The sequence below is a fragment of the Vreelandella halophila genome (assembly GCF_019903425.1).
Classification (GTDB): Bacteria; Pseudomonadota; Gammaproteobacteria; order Pseudomonadales; family Oleiphilaceae; genus Halospina; species Halospina halophila.
This window is the reverse complement of sequence record NZ_JACHUZ010000012.1, coordinates 1-22970: the sequence shown is the minus strand read 5'-3', so window position 1 is coordinate 22970 and position 22970 is coordinate 1. Positions and strand designations below refer to the sequence as shown.

Below are 22970 nucleotides of genomic sequence, written 5' to 3'. Positions count from 1 at the left end.
CCCGTCCATCCTCTATATCCTACCGCTCATCGGACAGAACCTGACACCAGCAGCCATCAAGTTATGATAGACACAAAGGGCTTATATCTACGCCTCCAATAACGGAATCATTGACCCTATGTGGAATGGTGCATCTGTATACAATCCTCCCGGAAATTTCCGATCCAATAGCGAAAGGCAAAAGGGCTTTACGTTGATCGAGCTGATGATCTCGGTGGCCCTTCTGATCATCCTGGTGACTGTCGCGGTCCCAGCGTTTCAGGGGGTGGTGGAATCCAGGCGCATCACCACCAAGACCAACCTGTTGCTGTCTTCTGTCAATACGACGCGCAGTGAAGCCATCAAGCGCGGCGAGGTAGTCACCCTCAAGGCGGTTGACGACGATTTTGCCAAGGGCTGGTGCATCTATTTGGGAGAGTCAGGGGGGGGGTGTGACAGTGAGACTCCCATCCGTACCTATGAAGGCAGCGAGGCGCTCAATATCAATGCTGATGGCGATACCCAGCTTGAGTTCAGTCCCCAAGGAAGCCTTCATTCGCCCGGAAATCAGGTGGCATTGACCGTGAGCCCGCCTGAAGGGCAAACGCAGGCTAACTACCTGTGTATCAGCTTATCCGGGAGAGCATCGATCAACGGTTCGGGGTGTTAACGATGATGGCAGCACCGAGTAAGCAGAGCGGCTTGGGGATGATTGAGGTACTTGTGGCGGTGGTGATTCTGGCTGTGGGCTTGCTAGGCCTGGCGGCAATGCAGGTTACGGCCAGCCAGACGACCACCCAGTCTGCCCAGAAAACCCAGGCACTACTGCTTGCGGAAGACATGATCGAGCGGGTAAGGGCGAATCGAAGCGCTGCCGGTTCCTACGATGATGTGAGTGTCGGCAGTGAAGACAGTTGTTCTCTGGACTACGCGCCGACTGCGGCGGACGTGGCGACTAACGACATCAACGGTTGGCGCAATTCGGTCCGTTGCCTGCTGGCGGATGGCTCTGGTCAGGTCGAGGTCGATACCGGTGCGAGCACGGTTGAAGTGACCCTGAGCTGGGAGAGTCGGAAAGACAGTGACGATGCCGACGCCATTGCAGGTGAAGATACTGTGACTCTCGCCACCAGCTACTGAATAAGGATTGTGAAATCGTGAAGCCTAATATCGAAACTGGTTTTTCGCTGATAGAGCTGATGATTGCCATGGTTCTGGGGGTGCTGCTCACCCTTGGCGTTGTTGAACTCTATCTCGAGAGTAGTGAGACGTACCGGTTGACTGAAGGAGTGGCCAACATTCAGGAGAACAGCCGCTTCGTAACGGACAGGATAGGGCGTGATCTTAGACAGGCCGGGCCTGGGGGCTGCATCTTCCGCGAATCGCTGAATCCCGATAATTATTTTGCCGAGGAGAGTAGTCGTGGCGAGGACAGCAGCATTACGGATCTGCGCGACGTACCAGCAGGGTGGTCACTGCCAGAAGAAGCCGGCGTGATTGGCTGGGAGTACCGTGACACAGCGCCCGGTGATTCAATGGCACTTTCTGCCGAACTGTCGACGGGCGGAGAACAGTCAGAACAAGACTGGGAAAATAACAAAGACGGAAGTGACAACGTAAGCTTACCGACAGGTATAAGCTCCGATAATTTTGTAAATGGCTCGGATGTGCTGATCGTACAGGGGTCAATGGGACAAGAGATCGATATAGCCGCCGGTGGCGGTAATAATATTCCTTTGAATGCAGCCAGCGGCATTCCGCAGGGAACCACTATTGAATTGATTGGCCCGGATTGCAGTAACGGTTTTCGGTTCATCAAGGGGAACAACGAGAACGCGAGCGCCATCTCGGTCGCTGGGGCAGGGCTGGGGAACCAGGGGGGCGCCAATATCAACAACAATTCGGTCAATAATCAGAGTTCGTCCGTCCATGTCTTTCGCAGCACCCTCTATTACGTGGGCGAGAACCCCAATGGCGAGCCCAGCCTCTACCGACAGACCCTGAACAATCCGGGCAATGGGATACCATCGCCCCAGGAACTGGTTGCCGGTGTTGAGAATATGCAGGTCCTCTATGGCATCGGAAATGAGGGTGGCGCAACTGAGTATATAACAGCCAATGATGTAGCCCCGGATGAATGGAGCGATATTGTCAGTGTCCGCCTCGGTTTTGTCATGGCAAGCGCCCCAAGAACTCGCAAAACCAAGGAGACACGCACTTTCAACCTGTTGGGTATGAAAACGCAATCGCCCGAAGACAAGCGGGTGCGTGTCATTGCGACCAAAACTGTGGCTTTCCGGAACCGGCTTGAGTAAAAGAGGTAACGAACGGTGATGCACATGTTAACGATACGAGGCTGGCGCAGTGAGCAGGGTAGTGTCCTCATTGTAGCTCTGATCATGCTGCTGCTGATTTCGCTGATCGCCATCGCCGGGATGGAGGACTCGATCCTTCAAGAGCGTATGACCAGGAATATGGAAGACCGTGGCATGGCGTTTGAGAATGCGGAACGAGCGCTCAGGGCTGGCGAACAATTCCTGGCCGCGCCCTCGAGCAGTACTTTCTCCGGGAATGCTCTGCTGAATCCAGCGCCACCGGATGATTGGGGTACTGGCACCGGCGGGAACGCCGTTGCCGTGAGCCTTCCTTCTGACAGCCGTGCGGCGGGCAACCCCGAGTATTATGTTGGACCGGTACAGTGCGCTGACATGGCAATGGGCGGCTGCCCTGTTGAAATCTTCCGTGTGACGGCAAGAGGCCTGGGGGGCGAACAGAGCACCGAGGTGGTATTGAGGTCCAATTTTGCACGGCTTCAGGAATAGTTTTGTATCGGATTGGCTGGAATCGCGGGTCACTGGATCGAACAAGAGAGAATCGGCGGGGAGTAGAGACATGAGCCTTTCGAGGGTTTTTAGGAACAGGTTTACCAGCCGCATGATGAGTATGTCTGTGTCGGCTGTTTTCACGTTGCTCGCGCTGCATTCAGCGACCAGTTACGGCGCAATTGCCAACGAGCCACTAGCAACCAGCACCGGTGCGCCACCCAACATCTTTTTCATACTTGACGACTCGGGCTCCATGAATCGGGAGCAGATGCCGGATAGTCTCTTTAACAAAGGATACGATGATATCGATAGTAATGGATATTATCAGGATGGAAGTGATGTGCAGCACAAGTGGTATTGGTCCAGTGAGGTTAATACGATTTATTTTGATCCTAAAAAGCGTTATGAACCACCAATGAAAGCGGATGGTTCGGGCCAGTTTCCGGATCAGGATTATACCAATGCCCGAAAAAATGGGTATGACCCAGGTACTGCGGATAATCTGAGTAATGACTACGCACACAGTAGCTGGAACAGCATTGAAGGTGGCGCCTTTTACTATGAATTTGATGACAGTGTGGAGGGGTGTGATTCTGACGAAGAAATAGGCTTGAGGGATAATAAGTGTTACGACTACGTATCCGTAAACAATGCGGAAGCTCCGGTTAAGCAAAAGTTTGCGAACTGGTATAGCTATTACAGAACACGTCTTTTTGTAGCCAGGGCCGGGATTTCCAATGCGTTTGAGGGAGAGAAAGGGATCAATGACTCTACCCGCTTGGGGTGGGGGAAGCTTCCTAATGCCCGTTACGGGCCTGATTACACCAAAGTGAAAGGTGTAAGGCCCTATGGCGACTATCGAAGTGACTTCCTCGAGTGGCTTTATAACAAGGGAGCGAGTAACGGCACCCCCCTCAGACAAGCGCTGCACGACATGGGCTCCTATTACGAAACTGATGAACCGTGGCGGGATGACCCGGTGAGTGGCAGTGGGGAGATGGCCTCATGCCGCCAGAGCTTTACCATTCTTATGACCGATGGTGTGCGCAATGGTGGTTTGAATGATGGTGGCGAGGTTGGCAACGCCGATGGCTCCCCTGGGTCCCTCATCACGGGCGCTGGCGGTAACAGCCAGAGTTATCAGTACGAGCCACGGGCGCCCTTTGAAGATGAGTTTGGGGATGGTCCGGAATGGGATGGCGAGGGGCCGACGCTTGCTGACGTGGCTATGCATTTCTGGAAGCGTGACCTAAGGACTGATATTGACAATGAAGTGCCGCTTCCCAGGGTGGCGAAAGGACGTGACAAGCCTTTCAATCCGGCGTTCTGGCAACATATGGTTACCATGACCATTGGATTTGGCGTGGATGGGAGTGTCAGCCGTGACGAGGCTAGGGAGGCCGTTTATAACGAGACGGACGTGGCATTCAAGCATCCCAGAACTGCTGGTGGGAAAATCGATGACTTGCTGCATGCTGCCATCAATAGCCGGGGGGATTACGTCAGTGCTCAGGATACGAGTCAATTTGAAGACGGCCTTGGCAGATTGCTTTCACAAGCACAGGCAGGCACTGGCTCGTCAAGCGCAGCGGCAGTAAGCTCGGCGGTTAGGGGGCCTGACTCCAAGTCCTTTACCGCCAGCTACGACGGCAGTAACTGGACGGGGAGTCTGGTTGCCAAGGAAGTCGACTCGGCCTCGGATGGGGTTGTATGGCGAGCCAAGAACAAACTGCGGGACGCCATTGGCAGTCGGAATCTCTATACCTCCCAAGGGAACGGCAATGGTGTGAAGCTGGCATTCGACAAGCTGCACGAAGACCAGAAGGGCGCATTGAATACCAATCTGGACGGTAGCTCCGGCCGTCCGGGTCTGGGTAGTGATCGGATCACCTGGCTGACGGGCGATCAGACTGTCAGTGAGCAGTTCCGGAACTATACCGACGATTCGGATTCCGATGACTACAAGCCCTATGTTCTGGGCGACATTGTCAATTCCGACCCTCAAATCGAGCGTAAGGTTAACTTCGGCCATTCGGCCTTTGATGCCAGCTACGTGACCTATCGTGGCAAAAGCACCTATATGGACCGCCCTGATGTGATCTACGTGGGCGCCAATGACGGCTTCCTGCACGCGTTTGATGCGGAGACCGGGAAGGAGCTGTTTGGTTACATGCCCAGCTCGTTGCTGGAACCGGTTGCCAACGATGGGTATGCGCCGATCAATCAGCTCATGGATCCGGAATACGAACACCGTTTTTTCGTGGATGGAACACCCACTGTGATGGACGCCAAGTTGGAGAAGGATGGTTCCGATCAATGGCGTACCGTGGTGGTTGGCACCATGGGCGTGGGCGGTGACCAGGTGTTTGCCCTGGATGTTACCGATCCTGAATCCTTCAACATCAGCGAGGATCTGTTGTGGGAGTTCAGTGACTCGGATCTTGAACGCGGTGTTCAGAAAGCCCAGGTTGGGCGTCTTGCCAACGGCGAGTGGGCCGCGATTTTTGGAAGTGGTCACGGAGCCAGTAGCGGCCACCTTTTTGTGGTCAACCTCGAAACCGGGGACCTGATCAAGAAGCTCGATGCGGGCAACGCGGGCTTATCGACGCCGGTCTTCACGGTGGACGATGGCATTGTGGAGTATGTCTATGCGGGCAACATGGACGGTGGACTCTGGCGCTTCGACCTGACGGCGGATAAGAAGAAGCAGTGGGGAGCCACCAAATTGTTCCAGACCGAAGGACCGGAAGAGGACCCGCAGCCGATCACGTCAGCACCCGTAATTGCCGATATGCCGAGAACAAAAGGGGAACGGGTGATCAGCTTTGGTACCGGCAGTTTCTTTAGGGCTGGTGACGATGCTGATACCAGTGTTCAGTCGCTGTACGGGATCATCGACAAGCAGGGTAGCTCCAGCAATATTCAGCGTAAGGATCTATTGGTTCAGGAAATCATCCAGGATTCGGATGTTGAAGATGTTGACGTGGAGCAGGGTAACGGTAGTACTGAGGAGAAAGACTTCACCGTTCGTCAGGTTACCCAGAAGAAACTCAGCGATTCGGACGACGGTTGGGTTATGGATCTGGATACCGCCTCTGGAGAGCGTGTTGTGAGCCAGCCAGGGTTTCCTTCAGGCCTTGATCGCAGCCGAGTTCGGTTCAGTACTCTGATTCCGGATACTGATATCTGCAGTTCCGGGACGGATGGTTTCCTGATGGAGATCAGCTTGATTACCGGAGGGCGGGTCAATGAGCCCGTGCTTGATCTGGACCGGGATGGTAAGGGAGATCATGCGGATCAGAGCGGTATTAAAGGTGTACTGGGCGGTGAAGGCATTACCAGAATGCGCGATGAGGATGGCGATACCATCATTGATGAAGACGGTGGGCCCGGCGCCCGGTTCACGGTACCGGAGGGCGCACTCGGAAGAAGGAACTGGGAACAACTTAAGTGACACTCGGACAGACGAACAGCGACTCGGGGGGCCCTATGAAAAAAGCGCTTTTGTACGGTGTGGTGATATTGTCCTTCGCGATGAGTGCGGCTGCCCAGGAGGCAGAGGACCGGTTGGCTGAGGAAGAGCGTCAGGATGCGGCCAGTATGGAGGTGGAAGGTGTCTTCGCCAACGCGATCAATCGTTACAATCAGATCGTAGTTGGTGATGGGATTTATGCACTGGCTAAGACATTGACGATCGACGGTCAACAACGGCTCGCCGAGCAGGTGATGCGTCGCCTTGAAGATGGCGAACGGGTTCGGATTGAACTTTCTGGTGAGACACGGGATGGCTATCCTGTGGTCACTGGCATAAAAACCAGTCCGTGACGGGCCTATATCGGTGGAGTAGGAGCATGACCGGAAAAACGCAGTCCAAGGGAGGCTTTACGCTTATCGAAATGATGATTGTGGTTGCAATCATCGGGGTCATTGCAGCGATTGCACTTCCAACCTATCAGAATCATGTGGAACAGACACGCCGCAAAACTGCGCAGGGCGATTTGATAAAACTGGCGCAGTGGCTGGAGCGCCACTACAGTGAAAACTTTACCTATCTTAATGGTAGTGGCAACGCGCCGGGGCTTCCGTTCGATCATTCACCAGAGAATCATCAGCCCGGTGAGGCGTTTTATGACATTGGTTTTGACGGTGATATCAGTCAGAGTTCCTTTACTTTACATGCCGAGCCCAAGAATGCTCAGAGTGGTGACGGCTGCGGCACCCTGACCCTGGATAACCAGGGCAATCGTGGGTCCGATGGCAGTGACTGCTGGTGAATGGGATCAGGGGCAGTGCACGGGCTTCCCGTTGCTGCCCTGAACGACCCCATCCCCCGAGTGATCCCGGGCGTAGCGCAAGCGACCGCCCATATTAATGATGAGCTGGCCGGCGTTTTTCTCGTCGGCGCTTTCCGGGCACCAGGTCAGGTTGCCGAGTGTTCCGCGGATCATGCCATTGGGCCGATACTGGAAATAACCCCGATTACCCACGCTCACTGTCCAGGATCCCGAGTCAGGTGGCTCCTGAACCCGCAGCACTGCTTGGCCACTGGAAAGCGCGCGCTGGTTTTCGGGGTCCACAAAAACATGCACTGGCTTCTGCCAGTCCCCGGTGCACCTATCGCTGCCATCCAGGGGGCAGATGGTAACGATGGTGCCCTGGCTGACGGCCTCGGTTCGGGCAAGATGAAAAAGCCCCACCATATTCTGCATCTGGGTCCGGCGGGCGGTGTTCTCGAAGAGCTTCTGCAGGCCGGGAACCATGGTGGTGGTCACAATGGCCAGTACCGCAATGACGATGATCAGTTCAAGCAGCGTCACGCCGCGCTCCGTGCGTCTCATCCCTGAGTCCTCTTCTGTTGAATCCGTTCAATCCTTGTTCGGATAAGCGGATTCTAGGCAAAGAGAACCCTGCAGGGCAACGAACGGATTCGCGGAAGCGCTATTCCATACCCAGCTTCTTGAGTTTGTAGCGCAGCGCCCGGAAGCTGATCCCAAGCCGGCGCGCGGCGGCGGTCTTGTTGCCTTCGGTCTGTGCCAGCGCCTTCTCGATGGTGGTGCGCTCTATGGACTCCAGGTAGGTCTCCAGGTCCATGCCGCTCTCTTCGGGGTCCGGAAGGCCCGCCTTCTCGTCCAGGGTTTGCCCTGATGAAGGGGCACCGTTGAGCTGAAGGTCGTCGCCCCGGATTACATCATCGTCGCTAAGGGTGAAAGCTCTCTCCAGACAGTTCTCCAGTTCACGTACGTTGCCCGGGAACGGGTGGGCCTGCAGGGCGGTCAGTGCATCGTTACTGAGCTGGGCCGGTGGCAGTTCGTAGTCCTGTGCCAGGCGCTCCAGGATGTGCTTGGCCAGTATGGGGATATCCGCAGCGCGTTCGCGCAGGGAAGGTACCCTGAGCTCAATCACATTGATCCGGTAGAACAGGTCCTGGCGGAACAGGCCTTCCTCCACGAGTGCGGCCAGGTTGCGGTGGGTGGCGCTCAGGATGCGCACATCCACGGGGACCTCCTCCCTGGCACCGACCGGGCGTATGCGCTTCTCCTGGATGGCCCGCAGCAGCTTCACCTGCATTGGCAGGGGCAGGTCCGCGACCTCGTCCAGGAAGAGGGTGCCCTGGTGGGCGGCCTGGAAGAGGCCGTCCTTGTTTTCGGTGGCGCCGGTGAAGCTGCCCTTGCGGTGCCCGAAGAACTCACTTTCCATGAGTTCCTGGGGGATGGCGCCGCAGTTGACGGGAACAAAGGAGTGGTCACGCCTTGGGCCATGTTCGTGGATCAGTCGGGCGACCAGTTCCTTGCCGCTGCCGGATTCACCGCTGATGTAGACTGGGGCCTGGCTACGGGCCACCTTGCGGGCCTGGCGCCGGAGCGTGTCGATCTCCGCTGACTCGCCCAGAAGCTGTTCGTCGTCGCCGTTATCGTTCGGCACCTGTCCATTGCCCCCATTTTTCGGAGGCAGGCGCAGGGCGCTTTCCACCAGCTCCCGCAGGCGGGGCAGTTCCACGGGCTTGGAGACAAAGTCGAATGCACCGGTCTTGAGCGCCGTGATTGCCGAATCCATGCTGCCATAGGCGGTGATCACCGCCACTGGAATGTCCGGGCACTGGCTCTGCATCCAGTCCACCAGGTCGATGCCGTTGCCGTCCGGCAGGCTCATGTCGGTCAGGCACAGATGGAAGACCTGACTGGTGAGCAGGTCACGCGCCTCACCCAGGGTAGCGGCGGTGGTGCACTCAACCGCCATCCGGCTGAGGGTGATATCAAGCAGTTCCCGGATGTCCGGCTCGTCGTCGACGATCAGGGCCCTGTAGTCGCTCATGGTTCATTCCCTGTCAGGTTGGCGCCCGAGGCACTGAAATCCAGGGCGCGGCGCCCCGGGTGGGCAAAGGTGATGCGGAAACAGCATCCGGCCCCGTCGCTCTCAAGAAGGAAGAGCCTCGCCTGGTTGGCCTCGCACAGTTCCCGTGCCAGATAGAGCCCCAGGCCCGTGCCCTCCTGTTCGGTCGTATGGAAGGGCTCGAACAGCGAGGCCTGCTGGGTCTCGTTCAACCCCGGGCCGTAATCCCGAACATCAATATAGGCCCTCTGACCGTCCTCGGTCACGCCGGTGCGCACCGTGAGCTGGGGGCGGCCGGTCCTCTGGCGGCTGTAGCGCAGGCCGTTGTCGATCAGGTTGGTCAGTGCCTGCTGTAGCTGTGAGGGGTCAAAGCGGGCTGATCCGGGAACGCCGGAGAGCTTGAGGTCGATCAGCACCGGCTCCTGGACCGTCTCCACGTAGTCGTTGACCACCCCGGCCAGCCACTCGCCCAGGTCCATAAGGCGGACGCTGGTCGAGCGCCGGCGTGAGAGCTCCAGCACATTCTCGATGATGGCGTTCACCCGCTCGCTGTGGCGTTGGATGATGCCCGCCATCCGGCGGTCGCCGTCATCCGCGGTCTCGGACTCGCCCAGGAGCTGGGCTGCATGGCTGATCGCGCCCAGGGGGTTGCGGATCTCGTGGGCAATGCCGGCGGTGAGCCGTCCCAGGGAGGCCAGTTTCATCTGCTGGGCCTGCTGGACGATCTTGCCCGTGTCCTCCAGAAAAATCAGGATCAGGTGCTCCAGTGGGTTGTCCAGGCGCATGAAGTTGGCCTGTACGCTGGGCGTGTCGTTGCGGGCCTGGAATGGCGGTGTGCGTTCACCGGGCTGTTCAAGCCATTGATCAAGGCGCTGCTTGAGTGCCTGGGGCAGGGTGGTCAGTCTCGGGGCTGCGGTACGCTCTCCCAGCAGCAGCTCGCCGGAAGCGGCGTTGGCCATCCGGAGGGCCCCATTGGGCTCCGCGACCAGGATGCCGGTGTGCATGCGATGGATGATCTGGTGGTTGAGCTGCTCCAGTTCCTCAATGCTGCGGGCCCGTTCCGAGGCCAGCTGCTCGCTGGAGGCAAGACGCCGGGTGATGTTCTGGAGCAGGAAGGCGGCGGCGAAGTAGACGAGCCCCATGACCCCCGCCCGCACGATGTCATCCACACCGGAAAGGCCCTGCAGCAGGAGCAGGGCGGCCGTGACCAGTGAGGCCAGGGTAGCCAGAGCGGCGTAGAAGATACCGACCCGGCCGGGAATCAGGATGTTGCCTGCGGCCACGCTGATGATGCCCAGGTTCACGATGCCGCTGCTGATGCCACCGCTGAAGAAGGCGAGCAGGTGGATCGCCACTATGTCCGCCAGGATGGATACGGTGATGTGCCAGGGGCGGAGCGCATAGCCGGCCAGCAGCAGCATGCCCGTGACGATGTTCATCGCCAGATAGGTGAGTGCCGTGGCCTGGAACAGCCATTCGTTGTGCAGTCGGGTGCCGACCAGGTCCGTCTCAAGCAGCAGCAGCGCCACCAGCAGCAGGCTGATGACGATCCGGTAGTAGTTGTAGATGCGGAAAAGACGGGCCCGCTGGTCCTTCCTTGCTGCCGGTGGCGACGTCTCCATGGAGACTCCGTGTGGGTGGAACGTCAAAATGGATTCAGGTGGTTATAATAGCGTCCCAGCGCCCATGGTGACAGGAGACAGCGGAATGACAGCGGGTTTGCGGGTCGTGATGGCCCAGTTCAATGCCACGGTCGGAGATATCCCCGGTAATACCGATGGCATTCTCTCGATGGCCCATGAGGCGGTTCAGTCTTACGGGGCGGATATTGTGGTTTTCCCGGAACTGGCACTGACGGGCTATCCACCGGAAGACCTGCTGCTTCGGCCGAGCCTGGGACCCAGGGTGGAGCGTGCGGTGGAGCGCATTGCGGAGAACATGCCGGAGGTCATCCTGATCTTCGGGGCTCCCCTGGTCACGGAGGAAGGCCTGGTCAACGCAGCGATGGTGCTGGACTCCGGCCGGGTGTTCGGGCATGCCGAGAAGCAGTACCTGCCCAACCAGGATGTTTTCGACGAGAAGCGGTGGTTTGTTCCCGGAACGGCTACCAGCGTGTTTGAACTCCGTGGCCTGCCCGTGGCCGTCACCATCTGCGAGGACATCTGGCACGACCGACCGGCGGCCACGGCGGCTGATAACGGCGCCCGTCTGCTGATCAACCTGAATGCCTCTCCCTACCACCTGGAGCGCCAGCCGGAGCGGCGGGAGCGGCTGGCCACGCTGGCCCGTGCGCACAATCTGGGCATCATCTACGTGAACCTTGTGGGCGGTCAGGATGAACTGGTCTTTGATGGCGGCTCACTGGCCTTTGACGGCCAGGGGCGTGAGTGCGCCTGGGCGCCGCGCTTTGATGAGGCGCTGCATCTCGTCCAGCTGGGGGCTGATGGTTGCCTCTCGGAGACGGAGCTGGCAGCTGAGCCTGACGAGGATACCCTGGCTTACAGGGCCTTGTGCGTGGGCCTGCGCGATTACATCGACAAAAACGGTTTCCCTTCGGTCGTTCTGGGCCTTTCCGGCGGGATTGATTCAGCCCTGACGCTGGCGGTGGCGGTGGATGCACTGGGCGCGGACCGGGTTTCGGCAGTGATGATGCCGTTCCGCTACACCTCCGGTATGAGTCTGGAGGATGCCGAGCGCATGGCGGATGGTCTGGGTGTTGACTACCGGGTGTTGTCCATTGAATCCATCTACGACGCTTTCATGGAGACACTGGCTGAACCTTTTGGCGATCGCGCCGTGGATACCACCGAGGAGAACCTTCAGGCCCGGATCCGTGGCACCCTGTTGATGAGTCTTTCCAACAAGTTCGGCAGCCTTGTTCTGACCACCGGCAACAAAAGCGAGCTTGCCGTGGGCTACTCCACCCTCTACGGCGATATGGCTGGAGGCTTCAGCGTTCTGAAGGACGTTTCCAAGACGCTGGTTTATCGGCTTTCGCGCTGGCGTAATCGGGAAGAGGAGGCCATCCCGCGGCGGATCATTGAGCGCCCACCGTCGGCGGAGCTGGCGCCGGGCCAGAAGGATGAGGACAGTCTGCCGCCGTACGAGGTTCTGGACCGCATACTGGAACGCTATGTGGAGCAGGATGTCAGTGCCGAGGGCATCATTGCCGAGGGGTATGACCGGGTGGATGTGATGCGCGCGGTGCGGCTGGTGGACATCAATGAGTACAAGCGCCGCCAGGCTCCCATCGGTACCCGCATTACCCGGCGCGGCTTCGGTCGGGATCGGCGCTACCCGATCACCAACCGCTGGAGGGCGGGCGACTGAGGCCCGTCACTCCTCCTCCGGGCCACCCATGAGCCCGAAGGTCAGCACGCTGGCCAGGGAGCGGTCCCGGATGCCGAACGTCTGGCGGGTGAAGTTCCCGTCCTCGTCCAGTGCCGGGTTGTCCGGGAAGTTGCTGGCGAGCACCCGCGCGGTGTCCTCCCGTTCCTGATTCAGCCCCAGGCGGGCGTACATCTCGGCCATGATCACCAGGGCCTCTTCCACCGCCGGGGTGCGGCTGTACTCCTCGACCACGGTCCGTGTCCGGTTCAGGGCCGCAATATAGGCTTCCCGCTTGATGTAGTATTCCGCGGCCGCCAGCTCCTGCCCGGCCATCCGGTTGCGGATGGCGATCATGCGCTGGCGGGCGTCGGCGGTATACTGGCTTTCAGGGTAGCGACTGACCAACTGGGAGAAGTCCTCGAAGGCCTGGAGCTGCTGGCCGGGATCGCGGGCGTCCACCTCAATGGGGAAGTAGCGCGCGGCCAGTCCCAGGTCTATGTAATAGGAGGCAATGCCCCGCATATAGAGCGCGTAATCCGCATTCTCGCTCTGGGGATTCAGCCGCAGGAAACGGTCTGCTGCACTCCGTGCGCCTTGCAGGTCCAGGTTCTGGTAGCGGGCATAGATCAGGTCCAGCTGGGCCTGTTCCGCATAGCGGCCGAAGGGATAGTAGGTCTCCAGTGCCTCAAGGTTCTGCTGGGCGGACTCGAAGTTGCCGGCGTTCATGGAACTGCGGGCCTGTTCGTAGTACTCCTCCTCGGGTTGTGTCTCCTCCCCAGTGCTGGCACAGCCGGCCAGCAGGAGGGCCGTGAGCACGGGCGCGAGAACCCGGCCTGCGGTGCGCTGGATGGAACCTTCGGATTTGGGCAGTGACCGGCGCGTCATGCGATTACCTGTATACTGTGATGTAAAAGGGTGTGAGTTGACGGCCATTGTAACGGCCGGGATCATGATTCGGAACCAGCAGAGGGCAGGACAGCGCAATCCATGACAAGCGGCACAGAACGCATCGAGGCAAGCTTCAGTGTACCGCCGGAACTCAGCGACCAGCGGCTGGACCAGGCCGTGGCACGACTGATGCCGGAACATTCACGCTCGCGCATCCAGGGCTGGGTGCGTTCCGGTGAACTGACGGTCAACGGCGAGAAGCGCCGGCCGCGGGACCGGGTACTGGTGGATGACCGGGTGGAGGTGGCTGCTGAAACCGAGGCGGAGGTCACCTGGGAGGCGGAGCCCATCGACCTGGACATCATCCATGAGGATGAGCACCTGATCGTTCTGAACAAGCCGGCGGGTCTGGTGGTACACCCGGCCGCCGGCCATGAGGCGGGGACACTGGTCAACGCGCTCCTACACCATGCCCCGGAGCTGGAGCGTATTCCCCGGGCGGGGATTGTGCACCGGCTGGACAAGGACACCAGCGGCATCATGGTGGTGGCCCGCAGCCTTGAGGCGCATACATCCCTGGTGGCCCAGCTTCAGGAGCGGCGTATGGGGCGTGAGTACCAGGCGGTCTGCCTCGGGGAGCTGACCGGAGGTGGGCGCATTGAGCAGCCCATCGGGCGGCATCCCAGGCAGCGCAAGAAAATGGCAGTGGTGCCTGATGGCCGCCCGGCGGTTACGCATTACCGGCTGGTCAGCCGCATGGCTGGTTTCAGTCACATCCGCTGTCAGCTGGAAAGTGGGCGTACCCACCAGATCCGGGTGCACATGGCGCACATCCGGCATCCGCTGCTTGGTGATCCGGTCTATGGCAGTCGTATGCGCTATCCCAGAGGAACCGATGAGCAACTGCGGTCCGTGCTGGATGGATTCCGTCGCCAGGCCCTACATGCGGCCCGCCTTGAGCTGGCGCATCCGGCCACCGACGAATTCTGTGAGTGGGAAGCGCCGCTGCCCGCGGACTTCCGGGAACTTCTGGACGCCCTGTCCGCCTTTGTGGAGAGGCGTTCCGCCTCATGATCATGGTGTCTGACGAAAGCGCCTTCGTACCGGACTGGCCCGCGCCCGCCGGGGTTCGATCCCTGGTGACCACGCGCCGTGGCGGTTTCAGTACTGGCCCCTGGCACAGCTTTAATCTCGGTTTCCATGTGAAGGATGATCTGTCGGCCGTGCGTGCCAACCGCGCGAAGCTGGCCCGGATCAGCGGGCTGGTTCCCGCAGCCTTCCACTGGCTCGAGCAGGTTCATGGTAACCGCGTGGTGCCGGTGCCGGCCGTAGAGCAGACGCCAGTGGCGGACGCGGCCTGGACGGATCAGTGGGGCCAGGCCTGTGTGGTCATGACGGCGGACTGCCTCCCGGTGTTGTTCTGTGATGACCGCGCCACCCGGGTTGCAGTGGCCCACGCCGGTTGGCGCGGACTTGCGGCGGGCGTGCTGGAATCCGCGCTGGGTGTTTTCCCGGACCCCTCGCGTGTTCTGGCGTACCTGGGGCCTGCTATCGGGCCCTCAGCCTTTGAGGTGGGTGATGAGGTACGGGCCACCTTCACCGCGGAGGATCCGGAAGCAGAAGGGCACTTCCGCCCGGCTTCCCCGCTGGGTGAAACCTGGTATGCGGACCTCTACGGCCTTGCCCGCCAGCGCCTGGAGACCGCGGGGGTCAACCATGTTTTTGGTGGCAGTGCCTGTACCTTCTGGGATGAGGCGGATTTCTTCTCCTATCGTCGCGACGGCACCACCGGGCGCATGGCATCCCTGATCTGGCTTGACAACGCTTGAAGAGCCGGTAAACGCCCCAATATCTCCTCACAAAGCCAAAATGAGTAACCGCTGGTGATGGCACCATACGGTTGCTGGAACAGTGGGAGAACGAATCGATGCGAATCGACAAGATGACAAGCCGGCTCCAGAACGCGCTGGCGGATGCCCAGTCACTGGCGGTCGGGAATGACAACAACACCATCGAGCCCCTGCACCTGATGCAGGCGCTGCTTGACCAGAAGGACGGCGGCACCCGCGGGCTGTTGCAGCAGCTGGAGGTGGACCCCAACCGCTTCCGGCAGTCGGTGGCCGATGGGATCGACAACCTGGCGCGTGTGAAGGACAACCAGGGCGATGTCCAGATGGGCCAGGAGCTGGGCCGTCTGCTCAATATGACGGACAAGCTCGCCCAGCAGCGTGGTGATGGCTACATCTCGAGTGAGCTCTTTTTGCTTGCTGCAACCGAGGACAAGGGCCCCCTGGGTAAGGTCTTCCGGGAATTCGGTGTAACAAAGGACTCAATGGCCCAGGCCATCGACAGCATGCGTGGAGGTGAGACCGTGGACGATCCCTCGGCAGAGGAAAACCGTGAGGCACTGGATAAGTATACCTCGGATCTTACCGCCCGGGCCCGGGACGGCAAGCTGGATCCGGTGATCGGCCGGGATGATGAGATCCGCCGTACCATCCAGGTACTGCAGCGCCGCCAGAAGAACAACCCGGTTCTCATTGGTGAGCCCGGTGTGGGCAAGACCGCGATCATCGAGGGCTTGGCCCAGCGTATTGTGGATGGTGAGGTTCCCGATGGCCTGAAGGATAAGCGCGTTCTCGCACTGGATCTGGGCGCGCTCCTCGCCGGCGCCAAGTATCGCGGCGACTTTGAGGAACGCCTTAAGGCGGTACTGAACGAGCTTGGCAAGGAAGAAGGGCAGGTGATCCTGTTCATCGACGAACTCCACACCATGGTCGGCGCGGGCAAGACCGAAGGCTCCATGGATGCGGGTAATATGCTCAAGCCGGCGCTGGCAAGGGGCGAGCTCCACTGCGTGGGGGCGACCACCCTGGATGAGTACCGTGAAAACATCGAGAAGGATGCCGCCCTGGAGCGCCGTTTCCAGAAGGTGATGGTCAACGAGCCCACCGAGGAGGACACCATTGCCATCCTTCGCGGGCTCAAGGAGCGCTATGAGGTCCATCACGGCGTGGAGGTAACCGACGGTGCCATCATCGCCGCAGCCAAGCTTTCCAATCGCTATATCACGGACCGCAAGCTGCCGGACAAGGCCATCGACCTGGTGGACGAGGCGGCCAGTCAGATCCGGATCGAGATGGATTCCAAGCCGGAATCCCTGGACCGGCTTGAACGGCGCCTGATCCAGCTCAAGATCGAGCGCGAAGCGCTCAAGAAGGAGAAGGATGAGGCCTCGAAGAAACGCCTGGATGAGCTTTCGGAACAGATCGCGGATCTCGAGAAGGAATACGCGGATCTCGAGGAGGTCTGGAACACCGAAAAGGCCTCGCTCCACGGCGCCCAGAGGGTGAAAGAGCAGCTGGAAGAGGCGCGCATCGAGCTGGACAACGCTCGGCGTACCGGGGATCTCCAGCGCATGTCCGAGATCCAGTACGGCCAGATTCCGGAACTGGAGCGCCAGCTGGACCGGGCCAGCCAGGCGGAGATGATGGAGATGTCGCTGCTGCGCAACCGGGTGACGGACGAGGAGATCGCCGAGGTTGTCGGCAAGTGGACCGGTATCCCGGTTTCCAAGATGCTCGAGGGCGAGAAGGACAAGCTCCTGCGCATGGAGCAGAGCCTGCATGAGCGGGTGATCGGCCAGGAGGAGGCCATCAGTGCCGTGGCCAACGCGGTACGCCGCTCGCGGGCTGGCCTGTCGGATCCGCACCGGCCCAATGGCTCCTTCCTGTTCCTCGGCCCGACCGGGGTGGGCAAGACCGAGCTCTGCAAGGCACTGGCGAACTTCCTCTTCGATACCGAGGAGGCCATGGTGCGCATCGATATGTCCGAGTTCATGGAGAAGCACTCCGTGGCCCGGCTGATTGGTGCGCCACCCGGCTATGTCGGCTATGAGCAGGGCGGTTACCTGACCGAGGCGGTGCGGCGCCGGCCCTATTCAGTGCTGTTGCTGGATGAGGTCGAAAAGGCGCACGGCGATGTCTTCAACATCCTGCTCCAGGTTCTGGACGATGGCCGCCTGACCGATGGCCAGGGGCGCACGGTGGATTTCCGCAACACCGTGATCGTCATGACCTCCAACCTGGGCTCGGACATCATCCAGACCATGGCCGGGGAAGGCCAGTACGAGCAGATGAAGAGCTCCGTCATGGACGTGGTGAGCACCCACTTCCGGCCCGAGTTCATCAACCGCGTGGACGATGTGGTGGTCTTCCATCCGCTTGACGAGGAGCAGATCGAGGGCATTGCCCAGATCCAGGTCGACCAGCTCAACGAGCGTCTGGCCGAACAGGAGCTGAGTCTGACCCTGTCCGAAGAGGCGATGAAGAAGATTGCTGGAGTGGGGTACGACCCGGTGTATGGTGCACGGCCGCTCAAGCGGGCCATCCAGCGCTACATCGAAAACCCGCTTTCCCAGCAACTGCTGGAGGGTGAATTCCAGCCGGGCAGCACCATCCGGGCGGACGTGGAAGGCGACGCCTTCCGTTTCACTGCGGCCTGAGGCTTTATGCCTCAGTCGCAGTTCTCGTCCCGGATCTTTTCGTAACGTTCGCGTTCCGCTTCCTTTTCCTCCGGGGAAAGGTAGCGGCGCTCACCATCCTCCATAACCTGAACCCGGGCATTCTGCTTCAGGGTCTCCAGTGCCTGGCGGGCCGCTTCACAGTTCTGCTCGCGGATCGTCTCTCTGTCCTGCTGACCGCCCCCTTCCTGCGTTTCGCCATCAGCTTCCGCTTCCTGTGACTGCTCGTTGTCAGTACTGGCACTCCTGTCTTCCTCGTCGGCCTGCTTTGAACCGGTTTCAATGGTGTTGGTGCTGCCCGTGGAAACCGGTTCAGCGTCGACCCCGGCGGGCGGGTTCGAGCCGAAACTGGTTTCTCCGGCTTCGTTGGTCCAGCGGTAGATTTCAGCGCCCGCCGGCAGGGCAATGGTAAGGGCGGCGAGCAGGGAGAGCTGGCGGAAAATGCGCATGACGGAGCTCCGTGGTATGGATCAATCTTACTCCCGAATCTAGCCCATTACAGGCTGATCGCAAAATGTGCCGTCACGCAGGGTCTTACGGTTGACACTCCGGCACACCCTGTCAGAATTGACGGTGCCTGTAGGCGGTTGAATTGCATGGCGGCAATCCCGGTAGTGTAATTCCTCGGCATCCATACCACTCAACCCGCTGTACGCCTTTACCCTCAGGGTGCAGTTGTCCCGGAGCCAACCTCCTCACGGGGCGGTGTGGAACAGAGCCCGATTCAGCTTTCACAAGAAGCGGTTTCTTCAGGGCACAGGCAGTGGAAGAGACATTGAACATTGATTGCTGTGTAAGAGGGTGATCCAACGTGGAATTACTGTCTGGTGCCGAAATGCTCATCCGGTCCCTCAAGGACCAGGGTGTTGAATACATATACGGATACCCGGGCGGGGCTGCGCTGCATATCTACGATGCGCTGTTCCGTCAGGACGATGTCAAACACATCCTTGTGCGCCATGAGCAGGCCGCCACGCATATGGCGGATGGCTATGCGCGCGCCACCGGTGAACCCGGCGTGGTCCTCGTGACCTCCGGTCCGGGTGCCACCAACACCATCACCGGTATCGCAACCGCCTCCATGGATTCCATTCCCATGGTCGTGCTCTGCGGTCAGGTTGCCTCCCATCTCATTGGTGAGGATGCCTTCCAGGAGACCGACATGATCGGTGTCTCCCGGCCGATCGTGAAGCACAACATGACGGTCCGGCATCCCTCCGAGATTCCCCAGCTCGTTAAAAAGGCGTTCTATCTCGCCCAGAGTGGTCGGCCGGGGCCGGTGGTGATTGATATTCCCAAGGACATGACCGCACCGAACGGGCGCTTTGAGTATGAGTACCCGGAAAAGGTGAGCATGCGTTCCTACAACCCGGCGGTGCGTGGCCATGCCGGCCAGATCCGCCGTGCCGTGGACATGATGATGAATGCCCGCCGGCCGGTCATCTATGCCGGTGGTGGCGTGGTCCTTGGCAAGGCCTCACAGCAGCTGACGGACCTGGCCCATGAGCTCGGGTTCCCGGTGACCAATACCATCATGGGGCTGGGTGGCTTTCCGGCCACCGACGAGCAGTCGCTGGGGTGGCTGGGAATGCATGGCAGCTACGAATCCAACATGGCCATGCACCATTCGGACCTGATACTGGCGATCGGGGCCCGCTTTGATGACCGGGTGACCAACGCTACGGACAAATTCTGTCCCGGTGCCCGCATCGTCCATGTGGACATTGATCCCGCCTCCATCTCCAAGACGGTCCAGGCGGACGTTCCCATTGTGGGCCCCGTCGACTCGGTACTTGAGGAGATGCTCTCGCTGGTGCGTGAAAGCGAGGAGCAGCCCGACCAGGAGGCGCTTGAGGCGTGGTGGAAGCAGATCCGGGAATGGGGTCAGTACCGTTCGCGCTACCATTACGAGCAGAACGGCGACAACATCATGCCGCAGGAGGCGATCCAGGCCCTCTATCGCGTCACGAAAGGGGATGCCTACGTCACTTCGGATGTTGGCCAGCACCAGATGTTCGCCGCCCAGTTCTATCCGTTCGACAAACCCAACCGCTGGATCAACTCCGGCGGGCTGGGGACCATGGGTTTCGGCTTCCCGGCGGCCATGGGCATCAAGCTGCACATGCCCGAGCAGGAGGTGGTGTGCGTGACCGGTGAGGGCAGTATCCAGATGAACATTCAGGAGCTGTCCACCTGCAAGCAGTACCACCTGCCGGTGAAGATCATCAACCTGAACAACCAGGCCCTGGGCATGGTCAAGCAGTGGCAGGACATGAATTACGAGTCGCGTTACGCGCACTCGTACATGGAATCGCTGCCCAACTTCGAGAAGCTGTTTGAGGCCTATGGTCATGTCGCGTTCACGGTGACGCGGCGCGAGGATCTTGAGCCCGTGCTCGAGAAGGCCTTCGCCATGAAGGATCAGCTCGTCTTCGTCGACATCTACGTGGACCCGTACGAGCACGTCTACCCGATGCAGGTGGCCGGGGGCTCGATGAAGGACATGTGGCTCAGCAAGACGGAGAGGGTCTGATACCATGCGGCGAATCATATCGATCCTGATGGAGAACGAGCCCGGCGCCCTCTCGCGTGTGGTGGGGCTGTTCTCCCAGCGCAACTACAACATCGAGAGCCTGGCGGTGGCGCCGACGGAAGACCCGACACTGTCGCGGCTGACGCTGACCACCGAGGGTTCGGACAAGGTGATCGAGCAGATCACCAAGCAGCTCAACAAGCTGATCGAGGTGGTCAAGCTGGTCGACCTCACCGAGGGCAGTCACGTGGAGCGTGAGCTGATGCTGATCAAGCTGCGCGCCACCGGTGCCCAGCGGGCCGAGATCAAGCGTACCGTGGACATCTTCCGCGGGCAGATCGTGGACGTGACCAGCACGGTCTACACAGTACAGCTGACCGGTGATGGCGAGAAACTCGACGCCTTCATCCAGGCGGTCGGCACCATGGGGGTTCTGGAAGTGGTGCGCTCCGGCGTCTCCGGCATCGCCCGCGGTGAGAAAGTGCTGTCGCTCTGAACCACCCGTTTCAATCTAAAAAACACTCAGAACAGGGGAATGCAATGCAGGTCTACTACGATAAAGACTGTGATCTTTCCATTATCAAGGGCATGAAAGTGGCCATCATCGGCTACGGCTCACAGGGGCACGCCCACGCCAACAACCTGAAGGAATCCGGCGTCAGCAACGTGGTTGTTGGTCTGCGCAAGGGCTCCTCTTCCTGGAAGAAGGCCGAGGACGCGGGCCTGCAGGTTCAGACCATTGAAGACGCCGTTAACGGAGCGGACGTGGTCATGGTTCTGACCCCGGATGAGCACCAGAAAGCTCTGTACGAACAGCAGATCGAACCGAACATCCGCAAGGGTGCCGCCCTGGCGTTCGCCCACGGTTTCAATATCCATTACAACCAGATCGAGCCGCGTGCGGATCTGGACGTGATCATGATCGCGCCCAAGGGCCCGGGCCACACCGTTCGCAGCCAGTATGTTGAAGGCAGTGGCGTACCCTCACTGATCGCGGTCAAACAGGATGCCACAGGCAAAGCCAAGGACACCGCGCTGTCCTATGCGTCCGCCAATGGCGGCGGTCGTGCCGGCATCATCGAGACCAGCTTCCAGGAAGAGACCGAGACCGACCTCTTCGGTGAGCAGATGGTGCTGTGCGGCGGTACCAGCGCACTGATCCAGGCCGGCTTTGAGACTCTGGTGGAAGCGGGCTATGCGCCGGAAATGGCGTACTTCGAGTGCCTGCACGAGCTCAAGCTGATCGTGGATCTGCTCTATCAGGGCGGCATCGCGGACATGCGCTATTCCATCTCTAACACCGCCGAGTATGGCGATGTGACCCGCGGTCCGCGCATCATCAACGATGACACCAAGAAGGAAATGCGCAAGTGCCTGGATGAGATCCAGAGCGGTGAGTTTGCGCGTGAATTCATACTTGAGAACCAGGCAGGTCAGCCCACGCTGAAAGCCAAGCGCCGTATTGCGGAGCAGCATCAGATCACCGAAGTCGGTGACCGCCTGCGCGGCATGATGCCGTGGCTGCAGAAGAGCCGTCTGGTCGGCAACGAGTGAGACTGTGTTGCAGCGCCCGGTAGTAATGATGGGAGAGGTGGCCTGATGGCGGAACCTGAACAGGAGGTATCGTCCGCGGTTGAGTCCGGAGAGGAGGAGATCGAAGGCGCTGAAGTGGTGGAAGAGGAGGTTGTGGGTGGCTCCCGGGTGCGTAAGCGCGGGATCTACCTTCTTCCCAACATGTTCACCACGGCGTCGCTGTTCTCCGGGTTCTATGCCATTGTGGCCGCTTCCAACAGTGACTTCGCGATGGCCTCCATTGCCATTTTCGTCTCCATGGTCCTGGATGGTCTGGATGGCCGCGTTGCGCGACTGACCAACACCCAGAGCCGTTTCGGCGAAGAATACGACAGTCTTGCGGATATGGTCGCTTTCGGCGTTGCGCCTGGGTTGGTCGCCTTCTTCTGGGCGCTCAACGATCTGGACAAGCTTGGCTGGGTCGTGACCTTCATCTATGTGGCGGGGTCAGCTCTCAGGCTGGCCCGCTTCAACACCCAGATTGGGTCCGTGGACAAACGCTATTTCGTCGGTCTTCCGAGTCCTTCGGCCGCGGCCGTGGTCGCGGGCATGGTCTGGTGTCTCCATGGACTGGCGCAGTCATGGTGGCTGGATGTCCTGGCGGTGGTCCTGGTCGCCGGGGCGGGCACGCTCATGGTCAGCAACGTGCTGTACTACTCCGGCAAAGATCTGGACCTCAAGGGGCGGGTGCCCTTTGCGGCCATACTGCTGGTGGTACTGGCGTTCGCCGTGATCGCCATTGAACCGCCTGTCATCCTGTTTCTCGCGTTCCTGGTGTATACCCTCTCGGGTCCGATGTTCTGGCTGTGGCGCCGGCTGCGGCGCAGGAAGGGCGCGCGCCAGGCCTGATGCGCGCCTGGAACACCGGCTGCGTCTGCTGGTGTTCCAGATCATTCAAAAAACGTGTTGACGCCAACCTGTGCGGGTGTAGAATACGCATCTCTTTCGGGGCAACGGCCCACAGCGGCGGCGCTTTCGAGCGTTAGATGAG

The 22970-nt window shown here is 59.8% G+C and carries 20 protein-coding genes; 15 read left to right on the top strand and 5 right to left on the bottom strand.

The features are described 5' to 3' along the window. The first annotated feature begins 118 nt into the window (after positions 1-118). The 7 genes from H4I92_RS02630 to H4I92_RS02600 all read left to right on the top strand — a co-directional run bounded on the left by H4I92_RS02630 (position 119) and on the right by H4I92_RS02600 (position 7078). Complete coding sequence (locus tag H4I92_RS02630) at positions 119-649, top strand: GspH/FimT family pseudopilin (protein ID WP_077529111.1); 531 nt, start codon at positions 119-121, stop codon at positions 647-649. A 2-nt stretch (positions 650-651) separates the two neighbouring features. Beyond that, positions 652-1119 carry a type IV pilus modification protein PilV gene (gene pilV, locus H4I92_RS02625; RefSeq protein ID WP_077529110.1) on the top strand — a complete coding sequence of 156 codons (468 nt, stop codon included), beginning with the start codon at positions 652-654 and terminating at the stop codon, positions 1117-1119. 17 nt (positions 1120-1136) lie between these two features. Further along, positions 1137-2294 carry a PilW family protein gene (locus H4I92_RS17045; RefSeq protein WP_077529109.1) on the top strand — a complete coding sequence of 386 codons (1158 nt, stop codon included), beginning with the start codon at positions 1137-1139 and terminating at the stop codon, positions 2292-2294. A 24-nt stretch (positions 2295-2318) separates the two neighbouring features. Beyond that, positions 2319-2801, top strand: a complete 483-nt coding sequence (locus tag H4I92_RS02615) for a pilus assembly PilX family protein (RefSeq protein ID WP_179105603.1) — start codon at positions 2319-2321, stop codon at positions 2799-2801. A gap of 70 nt (positions 2802-2871) precedes the next feature. After that, entirely contained in the window at positions 2872-6258 is a 3387-nt protein-coding gene (locus tag H4I92_RS02610; RefSeq protein WP_077529107.1) for a pilus assembly protein, read from the top strand. 35 nt (positions 6259-6293) lie between these two features. After that, positions 6294-6629: a hypothetical protein gene (locus tag H4I92_RS02605; RefSeq protein ID WP_143512586.1), complete on the top strand. Its 336-nt coding sequence runs from the start codon at positions 6294-6296 to the stop codon at positions 6627-6629. A 26-nt stretch (positions 6630-6655) separates the two neighbouring features. Then, positions 6656-7078 carry a type IV pilin protein gene (locus H4I92_RS02600; protein WP_077529105.1) on the top strand — a complete coding sequence of 141 codons (423 nt, stop codon included), beginning with the start codon at positions 6656-6658 and terminating at the stop codon, positions 7076-7078. A gap of 6 nt (positions 7079-7084) precedes the next feature. On the opposite strand, the gene H4I92_RS02595 is transcribed toward H4I92_RS02600, so the two are convergent. The 3 genes from H4I92_RS02595 to H4I92_RS02585 form a co-directional block, all read right to left on the bottom strand. Further along, a complete protein-coding gene (locus H4I92_RS02595; RefSeq protein ID WP_077529397.1) occupies positions 7085-7642 on the bottom strand; it encodes a GspH/FimT family pseudopilin in 558 nt (185 codons plus the stop codon). Positions 7643-7742: 100 nt separating this feature from the next. Next, positions 7743-9116, bottom strand: a complete 1374-nt coding sequence (locus H4I92_RS02590; RefSeq protein WP_077529104.1) for a sigma-54-dependent transcriptional regulator — start codon at positions 9114-9116, stop codon at positions 7743-7745. Then, on the bottom strand, positions 9113-10756 hold the full coding sequence (locus H4I92_RS02585; protein ID WP_077529103.1) for an ATP-binding protein: 1644 nt from the start codon (positions 10754-10756) through the stop codon (positions 9113-9115). The genes H4I92_RS02590 and H4I92_RS02585 overlap by 4 nt, the downstream gene beginning before the upstream one ends. A gap of 85 nt (positions 10757-10841) precedes the next feature. Between H4I92_RS02585 and H4I92_RS02580 the strand changes: the two genes are divergently transcribed. Further along, positions 10842-12464, top strand: coding sequence for an NAD+ synthase (locus tag H4I92_RS02580; protein ID WP_218668123.1), 1623 nt, complete (start codon positions 10842-10844; stop codon positions 12462-12464). 6 nt (positions 12465-12470) lie between these two features. Here H4I92_RS02580 and H4I92_RS02575 read toward each other — a convergent pair whose 3' ends face one another. Then, complete coding sequence (locus H4I92_RS02575) at positions 12471-13349, bottom strand: outer membrane protein assembly factor BamD (RefSeq protein WP_077529101.1); 879 nt, start codon at positions 13347-13349, stop codon at positions 12471-12473. Between the two features lie 102 nt (positions 13350-13451). Here H4I92_RS02575 and rluD point away from each other — a divergent pair, with 102 nt between their 5' ends. The 3 genes from rluD to clpB all read left to right on the top strand — a co-directional run bounded on the left by rluD (position 13452) and on the right by clpB (position 17856). Continuing rightward, complete coding sequence (gene rluD / locus H4I92_RS02570; RefSeq protein WP_077529100.1) at positions 13452-14426, top strand: 23S rRNA pseudouridine(1911/1915/1917) synthase RluD; 975 nt, start codon at positions 13452-13454, stop codon at positions 14424-14426. Beyond that, a complete protein-coding gene (pgeF, locus tag H4I92_RS02565) occupies positions 14423-15181 on the top strand; it encodes a peptidoglycan editing factor PgeF (protein ID WP_077529099.1) in 759 nt (252 codons plus the stop codon). Before rluD ends, pgeF begins: the two co-directional genes overlap by 4 nt. Before the next feature lie 98 nt (positions 15182-15279). Continuing rightward, on the top strand, positions 15280-17856 hold the full coding sequence (gene clpB, locus H4I92_RS02560) for an ATP-dependent chaperone ClpB (RefSeq protein ID WP_077529396.1): 2577 nt from the start codon (positions 15280-15282) through the stop codon (positions 17854-17856). An 11-nt stretch (positions 17857-17867) separates the two neighbouring features. On the opposite strand, the gene H4I92_RS02555 is transcribed toward clpB, so the two are convergent. Next, a complete protein-coding gene (locus tag H4I92_RS02555; protein WP_077529098.1) occupies positions 17868-18323 on the bottom strand; it encodes a DUF4124 domain-containing protein in 456 nt (151 codons plus the stop codon). Between the two features lie 362 nt (positions 18324-18685). Between H4I92_RS02555 and H4I92_RS02550 the strand changes: the two genes are divergently transcribed. From H4I92_RS02550 to pssA, 4 genes are read left to right on the top strand one after another with little or no spacing between them, the layout of a single operon-like run. Then, positions 18686-20407: an acetolactate synthase 3 large subunit gene (locus H4I92_RS02550; RefSeq protein ID WP_077529097.1), complete on the top strand. Its 1722-nt coding sequence runs from the start codon at positions 18686-18688 to the stop codon at positions 20405-20407. Between the two features lie 4 nt (positions 20408-20411). Continuing rightward, positions 20412-20903: an acetolactate synthase small subunit gene (ilvN, locus tag H4I92_RS02545; protein ID WP_077529096.1), complete on the top strand. Its 492-nt coding sequence runs from the start codon at positions 20412-20414 to the stop codon at positions 20901-20903. Positions 20904-20947: 44 nt separating this feature from the next. Beyond that, positions 20948-21961 carry a ketol-acid reductoisomerase gene (gene ilvC, locus H4I92_RS02540; RefSeq protein ID WP_077529095.1) on the top strand — a complete coding sequence of 338 codons (1014 nt, stop codon included), beginning with the start codon at positions 20948-20950 and terminating at the stop codon, positions 21959-21961. Between the two features lie 45 nt (positions 21962-22006). Continuing rightward, a complete protein-coding gene (gene pssA, locus H4I92_RS02535; RefSeq protein WP_077529094.1) occupies positions 22007-22828 on the top strand; it encodes a CDP-diacylglycerol--serine O-phosphatidyltransferase in 822 nt (273 codons plus the stop codon). Positions 22829-22970: the final 142 nt, after the last annotated feature.